Origin of the sequence: Novosphingobium sp. SG754, assembly GCF_013149315.1 — a bacterium.
In the GTDB taxonomy this organism is placed as follows: Bacteria; Pseudomonadota; Alphaproteobacteria; order Sphingomonadales; family Sphingomonadaceae; genus Novosphingobium; species Novosphingobium capsulatum.
In genome coordinates this window covers 257,298-278,354 of record NZ_JABGCC010000004.1, presented here as the reverse complement: position 1 = coordinate 278,354, position 21,057 = coordinate 257,298, and the positions used below count along the sequence as shown (strand labels likewise).

General features: G+C 68.2%; 19 protein-coding genes. 15 read left to right on the top strand and 4 right to left on the bottom strand.

Annotated features, from left to right (window positions below):
- Window positions 1-27 precede the first annotated feature (27 nt).
- The 4 genes from FHW97_RS11955 (at window position 28) to trxB (ending at window position 4,034) form a co-directional block, all read left to right on the top strand.
- Window positions 28-1,269, top strand: a complete 1,242-nt coding sequence (locus FHW97_RS11955; RefSeq protein WP_216647736.1) for a M20 family metallopeptidase — start codon at window positions 28-30, stop codon at window positions 1,267-1,269.
- A 104-nt stretch (window positions 1,270-1,373) separates the two neighbouring features.
- Entirely contained in the window at window positions 1,374-2,570 is a 1,197-nt protein-coding gene (locus tag FHW97_RS11950; protein WP_022676193.1) for a PAS domain-containing protein, read from the top strand.
- Window positions 2,570-2,959, top strand: coding sequence for a response regulator (locus FHW97_RS11945; protein WP_022676194.1), 390 nt, complete (start codon window positions 2,570-2,572; stop codon window positions 2,957-2,959). Before FHW97_RS11950 ends, FHW97_RS11945 begins: the two co-directional genes overlap by 1 nt.
- 103 nt (window positions 2,960-3,062) lie before the next feature.
- Entirely contained in the window at window positions 3,063-4,034 is a 972-nt protein-coding gene (gene trxB / locus FHW97_RS11940) for a thioredoxin-disulfide reductase (RefSeq protein WP_171799076.1), read from the top strand.
- On the opposite strand, the gene FHW97_RS11935 is transcribed toward trxB, so the two are convergent.
- Genes FHW97_RS11935 through FHW97_RS11920 form a run of 4 tightly spaced genes read right to left on the bottom strand, consistent with a single transcriptional unit; the run spans window position 4,031 to window position 6,830 of the window.
- Complete coding sequence (locus FHW97_RS11935) at window positions 4,031-4,813, bottom strand: hydrolase 1, exosortase A system-associated (protein ID WP_171799075.1); 783 nt, start codon at window positions 4,811-4,813, stop codon at window positions 4,031-4,033. The two genes, trxB and FHW97_RS11935, sit on opposite strands and share 4 nt — an antisense overlap.
- Entirely contained in the window at window positions 4,810-5,502 is a 693-nt protein-coding gene (locus FHW97_RS11930) for a hypothetical protein (protein ID WP_171799074.1), read from the bottom strand. Before FHW97_RS11930 ends, FHW97_RS11935 begins: the two co-directional genes overlap by 4 nt.
- Entirely contained in the window at window positions 5,495-5,770 is a 276-nt protein-coding gene (locus FHW97_RS11925; protein ID WP_054132212.1) for an acyl carrier protein, read from the bottom strand. Before FHW97_RS11925 ends, FHW97_RS11930 begins: the two co-directional genes overlap by 8 nt.
- Before the next feature lie 10 nt (window positions 5,771-5,780).
- Window positions 5,781-6,830 carry a GNAT family N-acetyltransferase gene (locus tag FHW97_RS11920; protein ID WP_370525394.1) on the bottom strand — a complete coding sequence of 350 codons (1,050 nt, stop codon included), beginning with the start codon at window positions 6,828-6,830 and terminating at the stop codon, window positions 5,781-5,783.
- 40 nt (window positions 6,831-6,870) lie between these two features.
- Here FHW97_RS11920 and FHW97_RS11915 point away from each other — a divergent pair, with 40 nt between their 5' ends.
- From FHW97_RS11915 to xrtA, 11 genes are all read left to right on the top strand, one after another.
- On the top strand, window positions 6,871-8,412 hold the full coding sequence (locus tag FHW97_RS11915; protein ID WP_171799073.1) for an acyl-CoA ligase (AMP-forming), exosortase A system-associated: 1,542 nt from the start codon (window positions 6,871-6,873) through the stop codon (window positions 8,410-8,412).
- Between the two features lie 11 nt (window positions 8,413-8,423).
- On the top strand, window positions 8,424-9,671 hold the full coding sequence (locus tag FHW97_RS11910) for a pyridoxal-dependent decarboxylase, exosortase A system-associated (RefSeq protein WP_171799072.1): 1,248 nt from the start codon (window positions 8,424-8,426) through the stop codon (window positions 9,669-9,671).
- 293 nt (window positions 9,672-9,964) lie between these two features.
- The gene (locus FHW97_RS11905; RefSeq protein WP_231627739.1) at window positions 9,965-10,555 is read left to right on the top strand and encodes an XrtA/PEP-CTERM system exopolysaccharide export protein; all 591 of its coding nucleotides are present in this window, start codon (window positions 9,965-9,967) and stop codon (window positions 10,553-10,555) included.
- 58 nt (window positions 10,556-10,613) lie between these two features.
- On the top strand, window positions 10,614-12,131 hold the full coding sequence (locus FHW97_RS11900) for an XrtA system polysaccharide chain length determinant (RefSeq protein ID WP_107715641.1): 1,518 nt from the start codon (window positions 10,614-10,616) through the stop codon (window positions 12,129-12,131).
- 11 nt (window positions 12,132-12,142) lie between these two features.
- On the top strand, window positions 12,143-13,288 hold the full coding sequence (locus FHW97_RS11895; RefSeq protein ID WP_171799071.1) for an AAA family ATPase: 1,146 nt from the start codon (window positions 12,143-12,145) through the stop codon (window positions 13,286-13,288).
- Window positions 13,285-14,976, top strand: coding sequence for a preprotein translocase subunit YajC (locus FHW97_RS11890; RefSeq protein WP_171799070.1), 1,692 nt, complete (start codon window positions 13,285-13,287; stop codon window positions 14,974-14,976). The genes FHW97_RS11895 and FHW97_RS11890 overlap by 4 nt, the downstream gene beginning before the upstream one ends.
- Before the next feature lie 22 nt (window positions 14,977-14,998).
- The gene (locus tag FHW97_RS11885; protein ID WP_171799069.1) at window positions 14,999-16,267 is read left to right on the top strand and encodes an XrtA/PEP-CTERM system-associated ATPase; all 1,269 of its coding nucleotides are present in this window, start codon (window positions 14,999-15,001) and stop codon (window positions 16,265-16,267) included.
- A 17-nt stretch (window positions 16,268-16,284) separates the two neighbouring features.
- Entirely contained in the window at window positions 16,285-17,175 is an 891-nt protein-coding gene (locus FHW97_RS11880) for an XrtA system polysaccharide deacetylase (RefSeq protein WP_171799068.1), read from the top strand.
- Window positions 17,172-18,233: a FemAB family XrtA/PEP-CTERM system-associated protein gene (locus FHW97_RS11875; protein WP_370525396.1), complete on the top strand. Its 1,062-nt coding sequence runs from the start codon at window positions 17,172-17,174 to the stop codon at window positions 18,231-18,233. Before FHW97_RS11880 ends, FHW97_RS11875 begins: the two co-directional genes overlap by 4 nt.
- Window positions 18,167-19,465, top strand: coding sequence for a TIGR03087 family PEP-CTERM/XrtA system glycosyltransferase (locus FHW97_RS11870; protein WP_370525397.1), 1,299 nt, complete (start codon window positions 18,167-18,169; stop codon window positions 19,463-19,465). Before FHW97_RS11875 ends, FHW97_RS11870 begins: the two co-directional genes overlap by 67 nt.
- Window positions 19,434-21,053, top strand: a complete 1,620-nt coding sequence (xrtA, locus tag FHW97_RS11865; RefSeq protein WP_253941753.1) for an exosortase A — start codon at window positions 19,434-19,436, stop codon at window positions 21,051-21,053. Before FHW97_RS11870 ends, xrtA begins: the two co-directional genes overlap by 32 nt.
- The last annotated feature ends 4 nt before the right edge of the window (window positions 21,054-21,057 follow it).

Here is a 21,057-nt window from a genome sequence, read left to right as displayed (position 1 = left end):
GCGCGCAAGTGGCATGGAGAGCATGGGATGGCAGAAGGCAACAGCGGGATCGGCGATGTGCGCGCAGCGGCACAGGCGCTCGCGCCCAAGATCGTGTCCTTGCGCCGCGCAATCCATGCCGAACCGGAACTGGGCCTGCACAACCCAGCCACGCGTGACAAGATTCGCGCCGCCCTGGCGCATCTGCCGCTGGAATGGGCGCAGGGGCGATCGACGACGGGATTGGTTGCCACCTTGCGTGGCGGGGCCGTGCCGGCTGGCGCGGATCGGCCCTGCGTTCTGCTGCGTGGCGATACCGACGCCTTGCCCATGCAAGAGGAAACCGGGCTCGATTTTGCCTCCACCATTCCCGGCGCGATGCATGCCTGCGGGCATGATACCCATGTCGCGATGCTGGCCGGCGCGGTGGAACTGCTGGCCGCGCGGGCGGAAGGACTGGCGGGCGATGTGCGCTTCATGTTCCAGCCCGGCGAGGAAGGGCACCATGGCGCGCGCTTCATGATCGAGGATGGGCTGCTGGGGGATCCGCTGCCCGATGCCGCGTTTGCGCTGCACATCATGCCCAACAGCCGGCATGGCCTGGTGGCGGGACGGGGCGGCGCGCTGATGGCCTCGGCCGACCAGTTCGAGATCGTGGTGGAGGGGCGCGGCGGTCATGCCTCGATGCCGCACGATGCGCTCGATCCCGTGCCGGTGGCGTGCGAGATCGTGAGCGCGATCCAGGCGATGGTCACGCGGCGGTTCTCGGTGGCCGATCCGGTGGTGGCCACGGTGGCGCGGATCGAGGCGGGCAGCGCGCACAACGTGATCGCCGATCGCGCGCGCATGATCGGCACCTTGCGCACGCTGTCGCCCGGCAACCGCACGCGTCTGCGCGCGGCGTTGGAAACCTGCGCCACCCATGTCGCCGCCGCCCACGGCCTGACCGCGCAGGTGACGCTGCACGAGGGCTTTCCCGTGACGATGTGCGATCCCCGCGCGGTGACCCTCGGCGAAGCGGTGGCCCGCGATCTGGCCGGGCCCGAGGCCTTTGTCCGGCTGGACCACGCCATCATGGCCGCCGAAGACTTTTCCTATGTGCTCGAACAGGTGCCCGGCGCCATGTTCTTCCTGGGCGTGGCACACGAGGGGGCGGACTGGCGCCATGCCTGCGGCATCCATTCCACCCGCATGGTGGTGGATGAAGCGGCCCTGCCGACGGGCACTGCCCTGCTCGCCGGGTGCGCGCTGCGCTATCTGTCGCAGGGTTTTGCCGGTTTGCAGGTGTAGCGCAAAATTTTCGCTATCGCGGGGAACCGCTCCCGGCCCTGGCGCATTTTGCCGCCATTAAGTGGCATTCTGCCATGGGTCGAGAGAACATCAGGAACAAACGTTTGTCGAGTGACAGGGCAGATCAGGCGCCGGAGCGCCCGGACGAGGCCACGAAGGCGGGTGAAGCCGCGAGCGGCGACGACAGGGCGTTTTACGATGCCGGCGGCGCTGGGCAGTCTGCTGGCCCGCAACGTGCAAGCCAGGCCGGTGGCGCCTATGACGACAGCGCCGAACGGTTCCTTGCCAACCATCCTGACGATGCTTTTATCGGTGCCTCTGGCGTGCTGTTCGAGCAGGCCATGGCCCAGACCCGCATGGCCGTCTGTCTGTGCGATCCGCATACGCCCGACGCCCCGATCGTCTTCGTCAACCGCGCGTTCCGCTGGCTGACGGGCTATGAAGAACATGAGATCATTGGTCGCAACTGCCGCTTCCTGCAGGGGCCGGGAACCGATCGCAGCGCTGTTGCCCGTATTCGTCAGGCAGTCGAAAACGAAGACGTGGTGGTGGTGGAACTGCTCAATTATCGCAAGGACGGTTCAGCGTTCTGGAACGCGCTGCACCTGGGCCCGATCTATGACGCGCAGGGGCGCCTGATCTATTATTTCGGCAGCCAGTGGGACGTGTCCGACGTGCGCGCCGCCCGCGCCGACGAACGCCACGCCCGCGAATTGGCGCGCGAACTGTCGCACCGCATGAAGAACATGTTCGCGGTGATCGGCGGCATCGTCAACTTTACCGGGCGCAGCCGCGGAATCGAGGTTGAGGCGCGCGAGATCAACGATCGCATCCAGGCCCTGGGCCGCGCCTATGAAACCACGCTGGACGAGGCATCGAGCGGGTCTATCGAAGTCGGCCAGGCGATCCGGTCCGTGCTGTCGCCTTATGACCCGGATGGGAAGCGCATTCATTTCAAGGGCAACGGATTGCGCAGCGATTTCTCCGCGGTTTCGGTGCTGGGCCTGTCGCTTCACGAACTGGCGGTGAACGCAGCCAAGCATGGCGCGCTCAGCAGCGATGGGGGCGAGGTTACGGTTGCCTGGCAGAAGAACGGTTCCAGCGAGGCACCCACGATCGTGATCGACTGGATCGAACAGGGCGGGCCGGCGGTAAACCCGCCCGAAAACAACGCGGAGGCGCCCACCATGGGGATCGTCGACCGCATGCTGCACATGGCAAGGGGCAACATCATGCGTGACTGGCATCCCGATGGATTGAGGGCAAGGCTGCGCGTTCCCCTGCGCGAGGACGCAGTCTGATGGGCCAGTCGTGTTGCCCGAATGATGGTTGTCGCGTGCTGGTGCTCGATGACGAGCCCCTCATTCTGCTCGATCTGGAATTTGCGGTGGAGGACGCAGGTTGCGTTCCGCTGACCGCGCTTGAACTGGCCGAAGCGCTGGCAATTGCCGAGAGCGAGCACATCGTGGCGGCCATTCTCGATGTCTCGCTCGCCCATGGCCAGACCTGCGCCCCGGTGGCCAAGGCGCTGGCGGAACGTGGCGTGCCCTATGTCCTGCATACCGGCGATCTTGATCGCATGGATGAAGCCGTGCGCAAGCTAGGCGGCGTGCTGGTGCCCAAGCCCACCCCGGCGGCGGTTGTCGTCAGCCGTGCCCTGGAAGGCGTGACGCAGCGCCAGGGTGCCTGAGCCCAGGCGTATCCGCGCCCTGGTTTAAACGCAGGCAAGTTTTGCTTGGGCTGGTGTTTTTCACGACCAGCCCCTATCTCGCGCGCCATCGGAAGGAGTTTCCATGGCGACGACGCACAAGACCCGCATGCTTATCATCGGTTCCGGCCCGGCTGGCCTGACGGCGGCCATCTATGGCGCGCGCGCCGGGATGGAGCCGATCGTGGTGCAGGGGCTGCAGCCCGGCGGGCAGCTGACCATCACCACCGATGTCGAAAACTATCCCGGCTTCCGCGACGTGATCCAGGGCCCCTGGCTGATGCAGGAAATGGAAGCGCAGGCACAGCATGTCGGCACGCGGATGATGTGGGACACCATCACCGATATCGATCTGGCCGGCCCTCCGTTCCGCGCCGTGGGCGACAGCGGCGATGTCTATGAAGCCGATACGCTGGTGATCGCCACCGGTGCCCAGGCCAAGTGGCTGGGCGTACCGGGCGAACAGCTGCTGTCGGGCAAGGGTGTTTCGGCCTGCGCCACTTGCGACGGGTTCTTCTATCGCGGCAAGAAGGTGGTGGTGATCGGTGGCGGTAACACTGCGGTGGAAGAGGCGCTCTACCTCACCAACCATGCCGAGCATGTCACGCTGATCCACCGTCGCGACAGCCTGCGCGCCGAACGCATCCTGCAGCAGCGCCTGCATGCCCACCCCAAGATCAGCGTCTTGTGGAACAAGGCCGTGGCCGCGTTTGCCGGCGATCCCATGGCTGGCGGCCTCAAGGCGGTGGAACTGGTCGATACGGTGACCGGCGAAGGCAGCCGCGTGGAAACCGACGGTGCGTTCGTCGCCATCGGCCATGCGCCCGCCACCAGCCTGTTTGCCGGCAAGCTCGCGCTCGATGAAAGCGGCTATATCGTGGTTGAACCCGGTACGCCCAAAACCGCCATCCCCGGCGTGTTCGCCTGTGGTGACGTGATGGACCACACCTACCGCCAAGCCGTGACGGCGGCGGGCACCGGCTGCATGGCCGCGCTTGATGCCGAACGCTTTGTGGCAGAGCTGGACTTTGCCACCGGGCAACTGACCCAGGCCTAATCGCCTAGCGCGGCAAGTACCTGGTGCAACAGCCATTCCGGCGCATCGGCAAAGGAATGGCTGGTACCAGGGTTGCCGATCACGCGCGGATCGGCGCCCCAATGGCTGGCAAACAGCTGCGCGGTGCGGTCACCCTGCGCGAGCAGGATGGTAACCTTACCGCGATAGCTGGCCAGCGCGGCGCGCATCTCTTCTGCCAGCGCTGAAGCCGCCTGGGGCGCGGCGGCGGTGCGCAGCCCGCCCGCCAGCTTGCCCAGCGCCACCTTGCCGGCCAGCAGGCGGGCCCATTGACGCGGATCGGCCAGGCGGCGCAGATAGTGGCGGCGCAGCGCGGCGGCAGAATGAACCGGCGCCGTTTCATTTTCTCCGTCCACCGTCCAGGGATTGGCCAGGATCAGCCCGTCGAGGCCGGGCAACGTGGCGGCATGGAGCATCAGCGCGCTGGCCGCGTCGCAATTGCCCAGGGCAACCACGCGTTTCACATGCGGCGCGGCGGCGCGAAAGGCGGCAAGCGCGGCGGCAATATCGGGGCCACTGGCCCGAAAACCCCGGTTTTCGCCTTCGCTATCGCCCACGCCGCGCCGGTCGAAGCGGAACACCGGCACCCCTTCGCGGGCCAGGGCGGCGCCAAGCCAGGCCTGACCGCCCCAGGCACCGCTGCGAATCTCGTTGCCACCGGAAACGAGCAACAGGCCGGTGGCGCCGCTGGCCAGGCCCATGTCGAGCGTGCCCAGCAACTGTGCGCCCTGGCACGAAAAAGGGATGACGCTGCGGTTCATGCCGCCAGGTCTGCCACGATGCGCGCGGCCAGCGCGGCGGCGAGCGCGGGGGCCGGGGCCGGTTCCTGGCGCAGCCACGGCGCTGCACCGGTCACGCCCAGATCACCCACCGCGAGCACCTGCTGTCCTTCGCCCTGGCTGCGCGCGCCGTGAAGCCCGGCAATCAGCGCCGCGCCGCAGCGGTAGCCGCCCAGCATGATGCCTGTGGCCCGCCCGGTTTCCAGCAGCGTGGTGGCGGTGGTGTCCTCTCCCTGTGCCCGCGCAGCGAGCATGGCGGCGCGCAGCAGTGGGCGCAGCACGGCATCGCCATCGAGTGGCGCCAGCGCCCAGCCGGGCAGGGTGGGTGGCGCGACCAGTGCCCCGCCGCGCAGCGCCAGGACATGGCTGGCGTCAAAATGACGCGCCGCCGCCGCCATGGCCGCGCGCCAGGCGTTGAGGCTTTGCGCGGAAAAATCCTGCACGCTTTCGCCGCAGCCGGGCAGATCGGGCAGCATCGCTGCCACGCCCGCCGCGCCCAGATCACGCAGCAACGTGGCGAGCATGGCCCGCGTGCGGTTCATTTCATCAAACAGCGGCGACACGATCAGCAGCCGCGCCAATGGCGCAGCGCCATCGGTGGCCAGGGCCCATTCGCCGTCCTCCCCCGATCCGGGGCAGGGCCAGCGCAGCGGGCCGAGCGGTTCAGCCACGGCCCTGCTTGCGCGCGACGAAGGCCAGCAGCGCGCCATAGGTTTCGAGCAAATCGCCGTCGATCTCATCCTCTTCCAGGATGAAGCCGAAGCTGTCTTCGAGCGCAGTGAACAGGCCCGCCACCGCCATCGAATCGAGTTCGGGCAGCGCGCCGAACAGCGGCGTCTGTGCCGTGAACGCGGCCACCCGCGCCGGGGCCAGCCCCAGCACATCGGCGAGAAGCGCGCGCAGATCGGCGTCGAGCGAAGCGGGAAGCGTGTCGGTCATGCCTGGCGCCTTACCCATCGCCCGGCGGCGGGGCAAGCAGCGTGCGCCCGGCCAGGCGGCGGCCCAGCCCGCGCGCCAGCGCCGGCCAGTGGCGCCAGGCCGCAGGATGGTGCGCGCGCAGGCGCCAGCGGGTGCGCGTGTGGTCCATCCAGTCTGCCTTGTAGGGATCATCGCCCGTGCCGAAATCGATCGCCGCGACGCGATCATGGTCGATCACGTGGGCAAACAGCGCGGCCGACAGCAGCGTTCCAGGCGACGCGGCGCGCGCATCGTCGCGGTGGGCGAGCTTGTGGATGAAGGCCGTGCCGTGCTCCACGCTCCACAATTGCGCGGCCACCGGTGCCCCGTCGATCGTCGCCAGGCCCAGCCGCAGCGCGCCAGCCGCGCTTTCGGCCTGGGCAAAGGCGCGCAGCAGCGCGGGATCGCCCTCTGCCGGTTTCCAGCTGGCGGCATAGACTGCCTCATAGGCGGCCCAGTCGGTCGGATCGAAGCGGGTGGCGACGCGGCACTCCACCACCCCGCGCGCGCCCTTGCGCCGCACCGTGGCGCGCAGGGCGCCGGGGCGAGTAGACCACCACTGGGCAAAATCCTGTCCCTGCACGCTCATGTGCCGGTTGATGTGGGCGGGTTCGACCGTGGCAATCCAGCCAGCGGCGCGGAATGCACGCGCCATCCAGCCGGCCTCTGGCGCGGGCAGCGGGGCAAAATCGATCGCGCCATGGGGCGCGAGATCGCGCGCGATGGCGGCCAGCAGCACTTCGGCGCGATCGGGCGCGGTGGTGAGCGGGCGCGCCCAGAAACTGTACCAGTTGGTGCAGGCGGCAAGCCCCTGGGGCGTTGCCAGCAGGGGCAGCGCCAGCATCGCGCCTTCCGCGTGAGCCGCCAAGCCCGGCTCTTCCGCCACGGCCAGGAACGCGCGGCTCGGCGCACGGGCGGCAATCAGCCCCAGCCAGTCTGCCCGGTCAAACGGCCCGGCCGCAGCCCCGCGCGCCATCAGCGCGGCAAGGCGCGGATGGTCTTGCACTTGGGCAAGTTCGGCATGATAGACCCGGCAGGCCACGCTTTGCCTGGTTCCCTTTCCTTGTTCCGTCAGGAGTGCCGTGACGCCTTTGCCCGACCCTGCCGTCTACCCGCTGGACCATCTTGCCCTGCGCGGCAAGCGTGATGCGCCGGCGCTGGTGCTCAAGGATGGGGTGCTTAGCCACGAGGGGTTAAATCAGCGTGTAGGGCAATTGGCCAGTTGGCTGGCGGCCCAGCCTGGGGCAGCGCCAGGCGCGCGGGTGGCGACGTGGCTGGGCAAGGGACTGATCGCCTGCATCATGCCCTTGGCGGCGGTGCGCGCGGGGCTGGTGCATGTGCCGATCAACCCGGTGCTGCGCCGGGCGCAGGCCGCGCATATCCTGGCAGACAGCGGCGCCGCGTTGTTGCTGGGCAATGCCGGCCGGCTGGAAACCCTGCTGCCCGGCGATGCCGCAGCAGCGGCCGTCCATGATGAGGCAGCGGTGCTGGCCGCGCTTGACGCGCAAAGCGTCCTGCCACCCTCGGCCGCGCTGCCGCACAGCCTGGCCGCGATCCTTTATACCAGCGGTTCCACCGGCAAGCCCAAGGGCGTCATGCTCGGCCAGGCCAACCTGTGGCTCGGCGCGATCAGCGTGGCGCATTACCTGGGGCTTGCGGCCGACGATCGCGTGCTGGCGGTCCTGCCGCTGGCGTTCGATTATGGCCAGAACCAGTTGCTGTCGGCCTGGGCGGCGGGGGCCTGCGCCGTGCCGCTCGATTACCTGATGCCGCGCGATGTGGTGCGCGCAGTGACGCGCCACGGCATTACCACGCTGGCCGGGGTGCCGCCGCTGTGGCTGCAACTGATCGAATGCGCGTGGCCTGATGATGCCGGGCAAACCCTGCGCCGGCTGACAAACAGCGGAGGGGCGCTCACGCCCGATCTGGTGCGACGCCTGCGCGCGCTATTTCCCGCCGCGCGCCTGTTTGCGATGTACGGCCTGACCGAGGCGTTCCGCTCCACCTATCTCGACCCTGTGCTGATCGATGCCCATCCCACCGCGATCGGCACGGCGATCCCCTTTGCCGAGGTCATGGTGGTCAGCGATGCCGGCATGGCGGCGGCCGATGGGGAGGAGGGCGAACTGGTTCACGCCGGGCCTCTCGTTGCGCAAGGCTATTGGCAGGACGATGCGCGCACGGCCGAACGCTTTCGCCCGGCACCGTCGTTTTCGCAGGTGGGCGGCATCGCGGTGTGGTCTGGCGACAGGGTGCGGCGCGATGCCCAGGGCCTGCTCCACTTCGTGGGCCGGCGCGACGCCATGATCAAGACCTCGGGCCACCGCGTCAGCCCGCAAGAGGTGGAGGAAGCCGCGCTCGCCACCGGCCTTGTAGCCGAAGTGGTGGCGCTGGGCCTGCCCGATGTGGCGCTGGGGCAGGCGATTCACCTGGTGTGCCGTGTCGCGCCCGGTGCGGGGGAAGACGATGCCGCGCTGCGCGCCGCCATGGCCCAGGATGTGCCGGCCTTCATGCTGCCGCGCGCGGTGCACTGGCGCGCGGCGCTGCCGCTTTCGGCCAATGGCAAGCACGATCGCGCCGGGCTTTACGCCGATCTTTACCATGCCTTGACTGGCAGGGCATAAGACCCCGGCAGATGAAACCGCTTGGCCCCATTCCCCCGCATTTCCCCGCCCAAGGGGCAGACCTGATGATCGCCGGGCGCCCGGCGCGCGTCTGGGCGCAGGAGCACGGCACGCCGTTGTTCGTCTATGACGCGGCCGTGGTGCGCTCGCGCGTGGCAGAACTGCGCGCGGCGCTGCCGCCGGCGGTGCGGCTGCACTATGCCGTCAAGGCCAATCCCTTTGGCCCGCTGCTGGCGCTGCTGGCCGGGCTGGTGGATGGGTTTGACATTGCCTCGGCCGGGGAACTGGCGCTGCTCGCCGCGCAGGGCATCGATCCGGCGCGCGCCGGGTTTGCCGGGCCGGGCAAGCGCGATGCAGAGATTTCCGCCGCGATCGCGGCCGGTGTCACGCTGCATTGCGAATCCGCGCGCGAGGTGGAGCGCGCCCTGGCGCTCGGCGCAGAGGCAGGGCAGCGGCCCCGCCTGGCGATTCGCGTCAATCCCGATTTCGACTTGCGCGGTTCGGGCATGAAGATGGGCGGCGGCGCGCGGCCCTTTGGCGTGGACGCGGAAAATGTGCCGGCGTTGGCCCGCCGCATCGTGGCCGCCGGGGCAGACTGGCGCGGCTTTCACATCTTTGCCGGCAGCCAGGCGCTTGATGCCACGGCGGTGATCGCCACGCAGGCCGCGACGCTCGACCTGGCGCTGCGCCTGGCGCAAGAGGCGGGCGTACCGCTGCCCGCGCTCAACCTGGGCGGCGGTTTTGGCATTCCCTATTTCCCCGGCGACCGGCCGCTCGATCTGCCCGCCGTGGGCGCGGCCCTGGGCGAGGAACTGGTCCGCCACGCCGTGCCACTGCGTGACACGCGCCTTGCGGTGGAACTGGGCCGCTATCTGGTGGGAGAGGCCGGCGTCTATCTGACGCGGGTGATCGAGCGCAAGGAAAGCCGGGGTGAGGTGTTCCTGGTGACCGATGGCGGGCTGCACCACCAGCTGGCCGCCAGCGGCAATTTCGGCACCGTGGTGCGCCGCAACTATCCGCTGGCGCTGGCCACGCGCATGGATGCCCCGGCCGATGAGGTAGCCAGCGTGGTGGGGTGTCTGTGCACCCCGCTCGATCGGCTGACAGACCGTGCGGCCTTGCCCATGGGGGCAGAAGGCGATGTGGTGGCAGTGTTCTGTGCCGGTGCCTATGGCGCCACGGCGAGCCCGGCGGCGTTTCTGGGGCATGGTCCGGCGACGGAAATCCTGGCGGAAAGCGCCGCACACACGGTGGGTTAATCTTTGCCCGGGCACCCGTCCCGAATTGGGACCGGGCGACCAAGCGCCTTGTCGGGAAAGCCCGTTGGCAACAAGGATAACCGTATCTTCACCCTTTTTGTCGATAGCCGACGATGAAGGTCGCAGGTCTCGATGGTCCCGATAGGGGACACTACGTGGGCCGGCGCAAGAGCCAGACAAAGGAATCGATTGCGATGCCGTTCCATTCCGGCCCAGCCCTGAACGCCGCACGGCCTGCAGGCCCGCGCAGGCGTCTTGCCCGCCTGGGCCTGGGAACGGCGTGCCTGTCGCTGATGCTCACCGGTTGTGCCGGCGGCGCCCATGGCCCGCAATTGCCGCCTGCCGCGTTCGTGGCGCTGCAGGAAGGGCCGGGCGAGGAATACGTGATCGGCCCGCTCGATGAATTGACCATTTTCGTCTGGCGCAACCCGGAGCTCGGCGCCTCGGTGCAGGTGCGGCCCGACGGGCGCATCACCACGCCGCTGATCACCGACATGCCCGCCGTGGGCAAGACGCCCTCGATGCTGGCCGAAGACATCAAGCTGCAGCTGTCGCAGTATATTCAAGAGCCGATCGTCTCGGTGATCGTCAACAAGTTTGCCGGCACGTTCAGCCAGCAGGTGCGCATCGTGGGCGCCACCGAAAAGCCGGCCTCGATCCCCTATCGCGCCAACATGACGCTGCTCGACGCGATGATCGCGGTGGGCGGGCTTTCGGAATATGCCGCCGGCAACCGCGCGCGGCTGGTGCGGTTTGACAAGACCACCGGCAAGCAGACCGAATATGCCGTGCGCATCGGCGATCTGTTGCGCAAGGGCGATACCAAGGCCAATGTCATGCTGATGCCCGGTGACGTGATCATCATCCCCGAAAGCACGTTCTGACGATGGCGCGGGGGCACCACACCAGGCCGGCGCCGCACCTGCGGGAGCGCGGCGCGGCATGACCAATATTCTCGATGAAGTGCGCATCGCGCTCTACGGCATCTGGCACCGCCGCTGGCTGGCGCTGGGTGTGGCCTGGCTGGTCTGCCTGCTGGGCTGGCTGGTCGTGGCGATGGTGCCCAATTCCTATGAATCCAAGGCGCGCATCTTCATCCAGATCGATGATGTCCTGTCCGACCAGATCGGCATCGGCGGCAATGCCAAGCAGGATATCGAACGGGTGCGCCAGACGCTGACCAGCACGGTCAACCTGGAAAAGGTGGTGCGCGCCACCCGCCTGGGGGACAAGGTCACCAACGACAAGCAGATGGAATCGGCCGTGGCGGGCCTGGCCACACAGATCAAGGTGGTGAGCCAGCAGGACAACCTGTTCGAGATCAGCGCCACATCGGGCCGCGGTTCCTATACCGATGCGCAGAACGCCAAGCTGGCGCAGGACGTGGTGCAGAAGATGATCGACATCTTCCGCGAGGAAAACCTGGCCGGCGGGCGCGGCGAGATGACTGACAGCCTGGCCTTCATGGACCAGCAGCTGGCCGATCGGCAGAAGGACCTGGAAGCGGCCGAGCAGAAGCGCCAGGAGTTCGAAGCCAAGAACGCCGCGCTGATGCCTGGAACCGGTTCGGTCACGGCCAAGCTGGAAGGCGCGCGTACCGAACTGCGCGGAGTGGAATCCGATCTTCTGGCGGCGCAGAGCGCGCTGGCCTCGATCAATGGCCAGCTTTCGGGCACGGCGCCCACGATCACCATTCCCGGCGCGCAGGGTGGCGCCCATGGCGCGCTGGCCCAGGCGCTGGCAGACCTGGCGTCGATGAAGGCGCGCGGGCTGACCGACAGCCATCCCGATGTCCTGGCCGCCAAGGCGCAGATCGCCAGCCTGCAACGCCAGGCTGCCGCCGAGGGCAAGAGTGGCGGCACGCCCAACCCGGCCTATGCCTCGCTGCAGTCGATCAAGGCCGATCGCGAGGCCAGCCTGGTCTCGCTGCAATCGCGCAAGGCCTCGTTGCAGCAGGAAATTGGCCAGCTGACCGGCCAGCAATATAGCGAGCCGGCAGTTGCCGCCGAAGCGGCGCGGATCAATCGCGATTATGACGTGCTCAAGGACCAGTACGACAAGCTGCTGCGCGATCGCGAACAGCTGCGCCTGCGCGGACAGGTGGAAAGCGAGCACAACTCGGTCAAGTTCGACGTGATCGATCCGCCGAGCACGCCGCGCGGGCCCTCTGCGCCCGATCGGCCGCTGCTGCTGATGCTGGTGCTTGTCGTCGGCCTGGCAGCGGGCTGCGGCGCGGCGTTTGCCATGGCGCAACTGCGTTCGAGCTATGCCACCACTGGCCAGCTGGAGCGGGCCACGGGTATGATCGTGCTGGGTTCGGTGTCGCTGACGCAGACCGCTGCGGCGCGGGCGCGGCAGTGGAAGCAGCTGAAACTGTTCGGTGGTGCCACGGCTGGCCTGGTGCTGGTATTGTTCGTGCTGCTGGCCGTGGAATTCATGAAGCGGCGGATGGTGGCATGAGGGTGCAGGACATGACGGACCAGAGCAACACGCCCCAACCGCCGGAAGATAGGCCGCCCGAAAGCGGGCCACGCAAGGCCGGTCCTTCGCTGATCGAGCGCGCGGCCGGGACGTTCGATTTCCGCCAGCACTTGCGCGCGCCGGTGCTGCCGCCCGTGCCGCCGGCACCTGCCGCTCCGGTGACTGCGCCGCCAGCGACTGCCGCTCCGATGGCCGAGCCGGTTCAGCCCGAAGTGCCCGCGCCCGAAGCCGCCGAGCCAGCGCCCGAAGCCGCCGAGCCAGCACCCGCTGCCCCGTTCGCACCCGAGGGCGCGCAGGTGTTCGTTCCGGCCAGTGCCGATGCGGTGCCCGCTGATCCCGGCACGCCGGCGCCCTTTGCCAATCCGGCGCTGGAGGGCATTCCCTCGCGCCAGCGCTTCAAGAAGGCGCCGCAGCCGATCGACCGCCGCCTGCTGCGCGAGCAGTGCCTGATCGAGCCGGAAGGCCAGGTCAGCGCGCTGTTGGAAGAGTTCCGCATCGTCAAACGGCAGCTGCTGTTGCAGGCCGCCGATTCGCGCGCCGGCCGCACTGCCCGCCATGGCGAGCGCATTCTGGTCTGCTCTGCCCATCCGGGCGAGGGCAAGACGTTCTGCGCGGTGAACCTGGCGCTGTCGATCGCGGCGGAAAAGGACAACGAAGTGCTGCTGGTCGATGCCGACTTTGCCAAGCCTTCGGTGCTGTCCACCCTGGGGCTGCCGGGCGGGCCGGGGCTGATGGATGCGCTGGCCGATCCCGAGGTGATGGTGGAGGAATGCATCATTCCCACCGATATTCCCGGCCTTTCGGTGCTGCCGGCGGGCAACCAGACTGGGTCTGACACGGAATACCTGGCCTCGGTCCGCACCCGCGCGATCCTCGATCGGCTGACCGCGCAGTCACCCAATCGCATCGTCATTTTCGATAGCCCGCCGGCGCTGGCAGCCTCGCCGGCATCGGAACTGGCCATGCACGTGGGCCAGGCGGTGATGGTCGTGCGCGCCGACGTGACCGGCGAGGCCGCGCTGCGCGATGCCGTCGGCATCCTGTCGGGCTGCGCGGACATCAAGCTTCTGCTCAACGGCACGCGGTTTTCGCCCACCGGGCGGCGCTTTGGCACCTATTACGGATACAAGGAATGAAACGCGCGCGTTCCCTTATCCTGGGCGGCCTGCTGGCTGGCTCTTGCCTGGCGGGCGCGACGGCGGCCGAGGCACAGGTTCTGCCCTATCAGGTCGGCAGCGACGATCGCCCGGCTGCGCCTGCCGGTGGCGGCAGCGATGGCCACGGCAGCGCACGCGGCGTGGGTTCGGGCGTGCGCACTACGATCCGTCCTTATCTGGAAGTGACGCAGAACCTGCTGGCGCAGATCACGCCGGGTAACGACGTGGTGACCTATACCGCACTGGCTGCCGGGGTGGATGCCACGCTCGCCGGGCGGCGCACGCAGGGGCAGATTTCGGTGCGCTATGAACGTCGCTTTGTCGAAAAGGGGCAGGTGGGCGATTCCGACACGATTTCGGGCCTGGCGCGCGTCTCGCACCAGTTGATCCCGCGCACGCTGAGCATCGACGCTGGCGCGCTCGCCGCGCGCACACGGGTGGAGGCCAATGGCTCCGCCTCGCTCAATCCGCTGTCGGTCAACGATGCGATCAGCCAGGTCTATTCGGTCTATGCCGGGCCCAACCTGACGACCCATGCCGGCGACGTGGCGATCAATGCCAATTACCTGGCTGGCTATACCAAGCTGACGCAGAAGAACGTCTATCAACCTGCCGCCGGCCAACCGCGCATCGACCTGTTCAACCATTCGCTGATGCAATCGGCGCAGGTTTCGGCCGGGACCAAGGCCGGCACCGTGCTGCCGGTAGGCCTGGTCGCCAGCGCCGGGTGGGACCGCGAAGATATCTCCAACCTCGATCAGCGCATCGACGACAAGCGCGCCGGCGTGCAGGCGACATTGCCGGTAAGCCGCACGGTGCAACTGGTGGGCGACGTGGGCTGGGAGCATATCCGCGTTTCGTCACGCGATGCGGTCCGCGATGCCAGTGGCAACCCGGTGATCGGCAGCGACGGCCGCTATGTCACCGACAAGAGCCAGCCGCGCCGCATCGCCTATGACAGCGACGGGCTGACCTGGGACGTGGGCGTGATGTGGCGGCCGAGCCGGCGCACGTCGCTCTCTGCCTTTATCGGCCGGCGCTATGACAGCACGACCTATTTCGGTAGCTTCTCCTATGCGCCCAACACGCGCAGCTCGCTCAACATCTCGGTGTTCGATGGCATTTCCGGTTTCGGATCGAGCCTGTCGAACGCGCTGCGCCAGGTGCCGACCGACTTTGCCGCAGGCGGGGCGACCGGTTGTGGCATCGGGGCTGCGGGCGGTTCGTGCGTCAACGGCGCGCTGTCATCTGTCTCGTCGTCGGTATTCCGCCAGCGCGGGGTAAGCGCGACTTATGGCTTTGCCATGGGCCGGCTGCGGCTGGGCGTGGGCGCGGGGTATGTCCGCCGCCGCTTCATTGCCGCGCCGGGCACCGTGCTGGCGCAGGCCAATGGCACGGTGGATCAGAACTGGTATGTCACCGGTGGGGTTTCGGGCCAGTTGGGCCGCGATGCCAGCTTCAGCGTGGCAGTCTATGATGCCTGGTACGATAGCGGCAACGCACTGTTGGGAACGACCAATTCCTATGGCATTTATGCATCTTACTATCGCCGCCTGGCCGATCGTCTCACCGCAACGGCTTCGGTTGGGCTTGACGGGGTGAGCCGCGATCTGGCTGCGGACCAATTGGAAGCGACAGGCCTGGTCGGCCTGCGCTACACGCTTTGACGGTTCTGGAGGCGTAACGCCGATGTACGATGACTTTTACCGCCTTTCGGCCCGTCCGTTCCAGCTGACGCCCGATCCCGATTTCTATTTCGAAAGCGCCACGCACAAGAAAGCGCTGTCATACCTGGGCTATGGCCTGGCGCAGGGTGAGGGTTTCATCGTCATCACTGGCGAGGTGGGCGCGGGCAAATCGACGCTGGCAGCGCACCTGCTGGCCAGCATCGACCGCGCGCAGCTAACCGCCGCGCAGATCGTGACGAGCAAGCTCGATGGCCAGGAACTGGTGCACATGGCCGCGCGCGCGTTTGGCCTGGATGTGGCCGGCCACGACAAGGCCGCCGCGCTGGCCCGGATCGAGGCGTTCCTGCATGACGAGGCGCGCGCCGGGCGGCGCTGCCTGCTGGTGGTGGACGAGGCGCAGAACCTGAGCGTGGAAGCGCTGGAAGAACTGCGCATGCTGTCGAACTTCCAGCTGGGCGCGCATCCGCTGTTGCAGATCCTGCTGCTGGGCCAGCCCGAATTCCGCACCCTGCTGCAGCAATCGCCCCGGCTGGAGCAGTTGCGCCAGCGCGTGATCGCCACGTATCACCTGGCGCCGATGGAGCCCGAAGAAGTCGGCCCCTATGTCGAGCATCGCCTGGTGCGTGCGGGGTGGAACGGCAACCCGGCGTTCGAGCCGCGCTTCTTTGCCGATCTTGCCCGCGCCAGCGGCGGCGTGCCGCGCCGGGTGAACCAGATCTTGAGCCGCGTCCTGCTGGCCGGCGCCCTGGAGCAAGCCAGCCGGATCGAGGCCGGGCTGCTGCATGCCGTGCTGGATGACATGGCGTCTGACAGCGCGGTTTCGGTGGAAAGCACGCCGGTGCCGGCCGCTGCGCCGTCTGCCATGCCCGAGGCGGCATCGTCGCAGGCACTGGGGCTGACGGCCGATACCTTCCACGGCGAAGGGCAGGGCCAGTCAAAGCCCGAGGGCGACGGCGGCCGCACCACGCGCCACGATTTCGATCTCGCCGCGATCGAGGCGGCCATGGCCAGCCGCGACGAGCAGATTGCCGAACTGCAGCAGGCGGTGATCGAAGTGGCCGAAATGCGCGCCGCCCACGGTGACGAAGCCGCTGCGGCACAGGCCGATGGCACGGCGCGCACCGAGGCGCTGGAAGCCGTGCTGAGCGATGCCGCCGCGCGCATCGGCGTGCTGGAGCATCGCCTGGCCGAGCAGGAGCAGGCCATTCGCCACGTGCTGACCATGCTGATCGAATGGTTCGAGACCGACCGCCCCAAGCGCGCGGCCTGAACGAAAGCAGCCCCTCCATGTCTGCGCCTGTCATCAATGGCCTGTCGGTCGATGTTGAGGAATGGTTTCAAGTTGGCGCCTTTGAAAAGGTGATCGACCGCGCCGCCTGGGACGGGCTGGATTCGCGGGTGGAGCGCAACGTCCAGGCCATTCTGGCGATGTTTGCCGCTGCCGGCGCCAAGGGCACGTTCTTCACGCTGGGCTGGGTGGCGCAGCGCCATCCCGCGCTGGTGCGCGCCATTGCCGATGCCGGGCACGAGGTGGCCAGTCACGGCTGGGATCACCAGCGCGTATTCACCATGGATGCGGCGCAGTTTGCCGCCGATCTGGCGCGCGCGCGCGGCGCGCTGGAACAGGCGAGCGGGCAGGCCGTGACGGGCTATCGCGCACCGAGCTTTTCGATCGATGCACGCACGCCCTGGGCGCACGAAGTGCTGGCGCAGGCCGGATATGCCTATTCCTCGTCCGTGGCGCCGATCGTGCATGACCATTATGGTTGGCGCGAGGCGCCGCGCTTTGCCTTTCGCCCGGTGCCGGGCAGTGCCCTGCTGGAAATTCCCGTGACGACGGCCGAAGTGGCCGGGCGGCGCATGGCGGCGGGCGGCGGCGGCTTTTTCCGCCTGCTGCCCTATGGCGTGTCATCCTGGGCAGTCCGGCAGGTCAATGCCGCAGGGCGCCCGGCGGCGTTCTATTTCCACCCGTGGGAAATCGATCCCGATCAGCCGCGCCGCGCCGATGCACCATGGCGCTCGCGCTTTCGCCATTACACCAACCTTTCGGCCATGGCCGGCAAGCTGGAACGGTTGCTGCGCGATTTTTCGTGGGGGCGGATGGACGCGGTGGCACGGGTCGAAGCCGCCTGGGTCGCCAGCCGTGACGCCGCGCTGCGCGCAGCGGCGGCGGCGTGAACGCGCCGTTCCGCCTGGCCGCGCCGCAGGTGCGCGAGGCGCAGGCGGCCGACCTCGACGCCTATGCCTGCTTTCTCGTCGGGCAGGATCAGGCGACCGTTTTCCACGATCCCCGCTGGCTTGATGGCGTGGCGCGCGGCAGCGGCCATGCCAGCCGCCTGCTGCTGGCCGAACAGGCCGGCGTGATCGTCGCGGCGCTGCCGCTGCATGCCGTATCGTCGTGGCTGTTTGGGCGGGCGCTGGTCTCGACCGGCTTTGCCGTGGGCGGCGGCGTGGTGGGTGACGAAGCCGCCGCACCCGCGCTGATCGGCGCCGCGCAGGAGCTGGCGCGCCAGCTCAACAGCCCGACGATCGAGCTGCGTGGTGGGGTATTGCCGCAAGGGCCGGGTTGGCACATCAAGCAGGACAGCCACGCCGGCTTCGTCATGCCACTGGCGGCGGATGATGCGGCGCAATTGCAAGCGGTGCCGCGCAAGCAGCGCGCCGAACTCCGCAAGGGCCTGGCCCAGCCGCTGGAAATTCGCACCGGGAACAGCGCGCAGGATCGCGCCTGGCACTACCGCGTCTATGCCGAATCCGTGCGCAACCTGGGCACGCCGGTGTTCCCGCGCCGGTTGTTTGCCAGCGTGCTCGATGCCTTTGGCGATAATGCCGATATCCTGACGGTGCTGCACCAAGGGCAGCCGGTGGCGAGCGTGCTCAGCCTCTATCACCGTGGCGCGGTGATGCCCTATTGGGGCGGCGGGGTGTTTGCCGCGCGGGCCCTGCGCGCCAACGATGTGATGTATCACGCGCTGATGAACCACGCGCGCCGGCGCGGCATGACGCACTTCGATTTCGGCCGCTCCAAGGTGGATTCGGGCGCCTATCACTTCAAGCGCAACTGGGGCTTCGTGCCCCAGCCGCTGTCCTATGCGCAGTGGACTGCCAATGGGCAGGCCCCGCGCGACGTCAACCCGCTGAGCCCGCGCTACCAGGCCAAGATTCGCTTGTGGCAGAAGCTGCCACTGCCCGTGGCCAACTTGATCGGGCCGCTGATCGCGTGCGGGCTGGCCTGACGAGCATGGGCGAAATCCTGTTCCTTGCGCATCGCATCCCGTTCCCGCCCGACCGGGGCGACAAGATTCGCTCGCACCACATCCTCAAGGCTCTGGCCGCGCTGGCGCCGGTGCACGTGGCGTGCCTCGCCGACAATGCCCAGGACATGGCGCACGAAGCGGAACTGGCGGCCGTGGCGGCAAGCCATTGCCTGGTGCGGCGGCGCGGATCGCTGATCGGTGCCGGGCTTTCGGCCATGCTTTCCGGTCGGCCGATCAGCCTGGCAGCGTTCGCGTCCATCCGGCTGGCGCGCTATGTCAAGCAGGTGCTGGCAACGCGGCCGATCTCCACGATCTTCGTGTTTTCCGGGCAGATGGCGCAATATGTGCCGGCCTCGTTCCAAGGCCGGATGGTCATGGACTTTGTCGACGTGGATTCGGCCAAGTTCGGCCAATATGGCCGGCGCCCCGGGTTGGGCGCGCCGGTCTACCTGCGCGAGGCCTGGTTGCTGCGCCGCTATGAGGCGCGGATTGCGCGGCGCGCCACCACGAGCCTGCTGGTGAGCGAGGCAGAAGCAGACCTGCTGCGCAGCCGCCTGGGCCGGGGGCCGATGCCCGACGTGCGGGCGCTGGGCAACGGCATCGATACCGCGCTGTTCGATCCGGCGGGTATTCCGATGGCGCCCGAGCTGGTCATGGGCGGGCCGCAGATCGTGTTTACCGGGCAGATGGACTATCCGCCCAACGTTGAGGCGGTGGTCACCTTTGCACGGCAGGTCATGCCGCTGATCAAGGGGCGCTTTCCCGGCGCGCAGTTCAATGTGGTGGGCCGCGCGCCGACCGCGCCCGTGCTGGCGCTCGATGGCGTGAACGGCACGCGGGTAACCGGCGCGGTGCCCGATGTGCGGCCCTGGCTGGCCGGGGCCGATCTGGTCGTGGTGCCGCTGAGCCTGGCGCGCGGGGTGCAGAACAAGGTGCTGGAGGCGATGGCCATGGCGCGGCCGGTGCTGCTTACCCCGCAGGCCGCCACCGGCATTGCCGCAGTGGATGGGCGTGACTTTGCGATTTCGCCGGCCGACCCGGAAGAACTGGCGGCACGCGCCGTGGGACTGCTGACCGACACCATCCGCGCCGATGCGCTGGGCCGCGCGGCGCGTGCCTTTGTGATCGGGCAGTGCAGTTGGGAGCGGATGCTGGCCCCTTTGCCTGGCCTGGTTGGCCTTGATCGCCGGTTTGGCCGCCGTGCGGCTTGAAAACCCCTCCGTCGGGCCTGCGGCCCGCCACCTCCCCACGAGTGGGGAGGATCACGTATCCTCGCTCGCTGTGCGCGATGGGGCGGCCACCGGTGTTGTGCCCTGGGTCATGCTGGGCTTGTGCTGGCTGGGCCTGATCGGGTTGTTCCATGCCGATTGGGCGGCGATGGCGGGGCAGTGGTGGGACAGTTCAACCTATAACCACATCCTGCTGGTGCCGGCGATCCTGGCCTGGTTGGTGTCGATGCGCTGGCCCGCGTTGCGCCAGATTGCGCCGCAGGGCTGGTGGCCGGGATTGGTGCTGTTTGCCGGGGCGGCGTTCCTGTGGATGCTGGGCGATTTTGCCGGGTTTTCGCTGGTGACGCAGACCGCCTGCGTGGTGATGCTGCAGGCCAGCTTCCTGGCAATCATGGGGCCGCGCCTGGGCGCGGCGCTGTTGTTTCCGCTGGCCTACATGCTGTTCCTGGTGCCATTCGGGGATGAACTGATCCCGCTGCTGCAGATCGTGACGGCGCGCATTGTCATGGTGCTGCTGCATCTGGTGGGCATTCCCGCCGCGCTCGATGGCGTATTCATCACCACGCCGGCTGGCTATTTCAAGGTGGCCGAGGCCTGTTCGGGGGTGAAGTTCCTGATTGCCATGGTCGCCTATGGCGTGCTGGTGTGCCAGGTGTGCTTTCGCCGCTGGCCGCGCCGCGCAACGTTCATGGCCATGGCCCTGATCGTGCCGATCCTGGCCAACGGCGTGCGCGCCTGGGGCACTATCGTGATTGCCGGCTGGCGCGGTATCCAGTTTGCCGCCGGTTTCGATCACGTGTTTTACGGCTGGGTGTTCTTTGCCGTGGTCATGGCGCTGACGATGCTGGCCGGCTGGCCGTTTTTCGATCGGGAGCGGGATGATCCGCCGGTGTCGGTAGCCGCGATCCTGGCGGATCGACGCCTGGCCTGGGCAGCGGGGGCACGCGTGGGGCAGGGGCTCGCGCTGGGTGTGCTGGCCGCTCTGGCGCTGGCGTTCGTGGGCTGGGGCGCGGCGGCCGGGCGCCTGGCTGCGCCACTGCCCGCCCGTATCGACCTGCCGGCCGTTCCCGGCTGGCACCGCGTGGCAGCGCCGGGCGGCTGGCCCTGGCAACCGCGCCACGGCGGGGCCGATCATCGCCTGCTGGGCCGCTATGCCGACGATGCCGGCCATGTCGTGGACGTGTCGTTTGCGCTCTATGCCGGGCAAGGCGATGGGCGCGAGGCAGGGGGCTTTGGCGAAGGGGCCGTGCCGCCGGGCAGCGGCTGGGCCTGGGAAAAGCCGGCGCCAAGCATCGCCGGTGGCAAGGGTGACATGCTCCAGGCGCCTGGCCCGGTGCATCGCCTGGCGATCACCTGGTATCGCACTGATGGCTGGCTGGGCAGCAGCAACATGGCGCTCAAGCTGTGGAACATTGCTGACCGGCTCTTGCTGCGCGCGCAGCCCACGGCCACGCTGATTCTGTCGAGCGAAGACAATGCCGGGGCGCCCGCCGCGCCGGCCCTGGCCGCTTTCGTGGCGGCCACCGGGCCGCTGGACCGCTGGATCGATACCGTTTCGCGCGGGCAATAGGGGG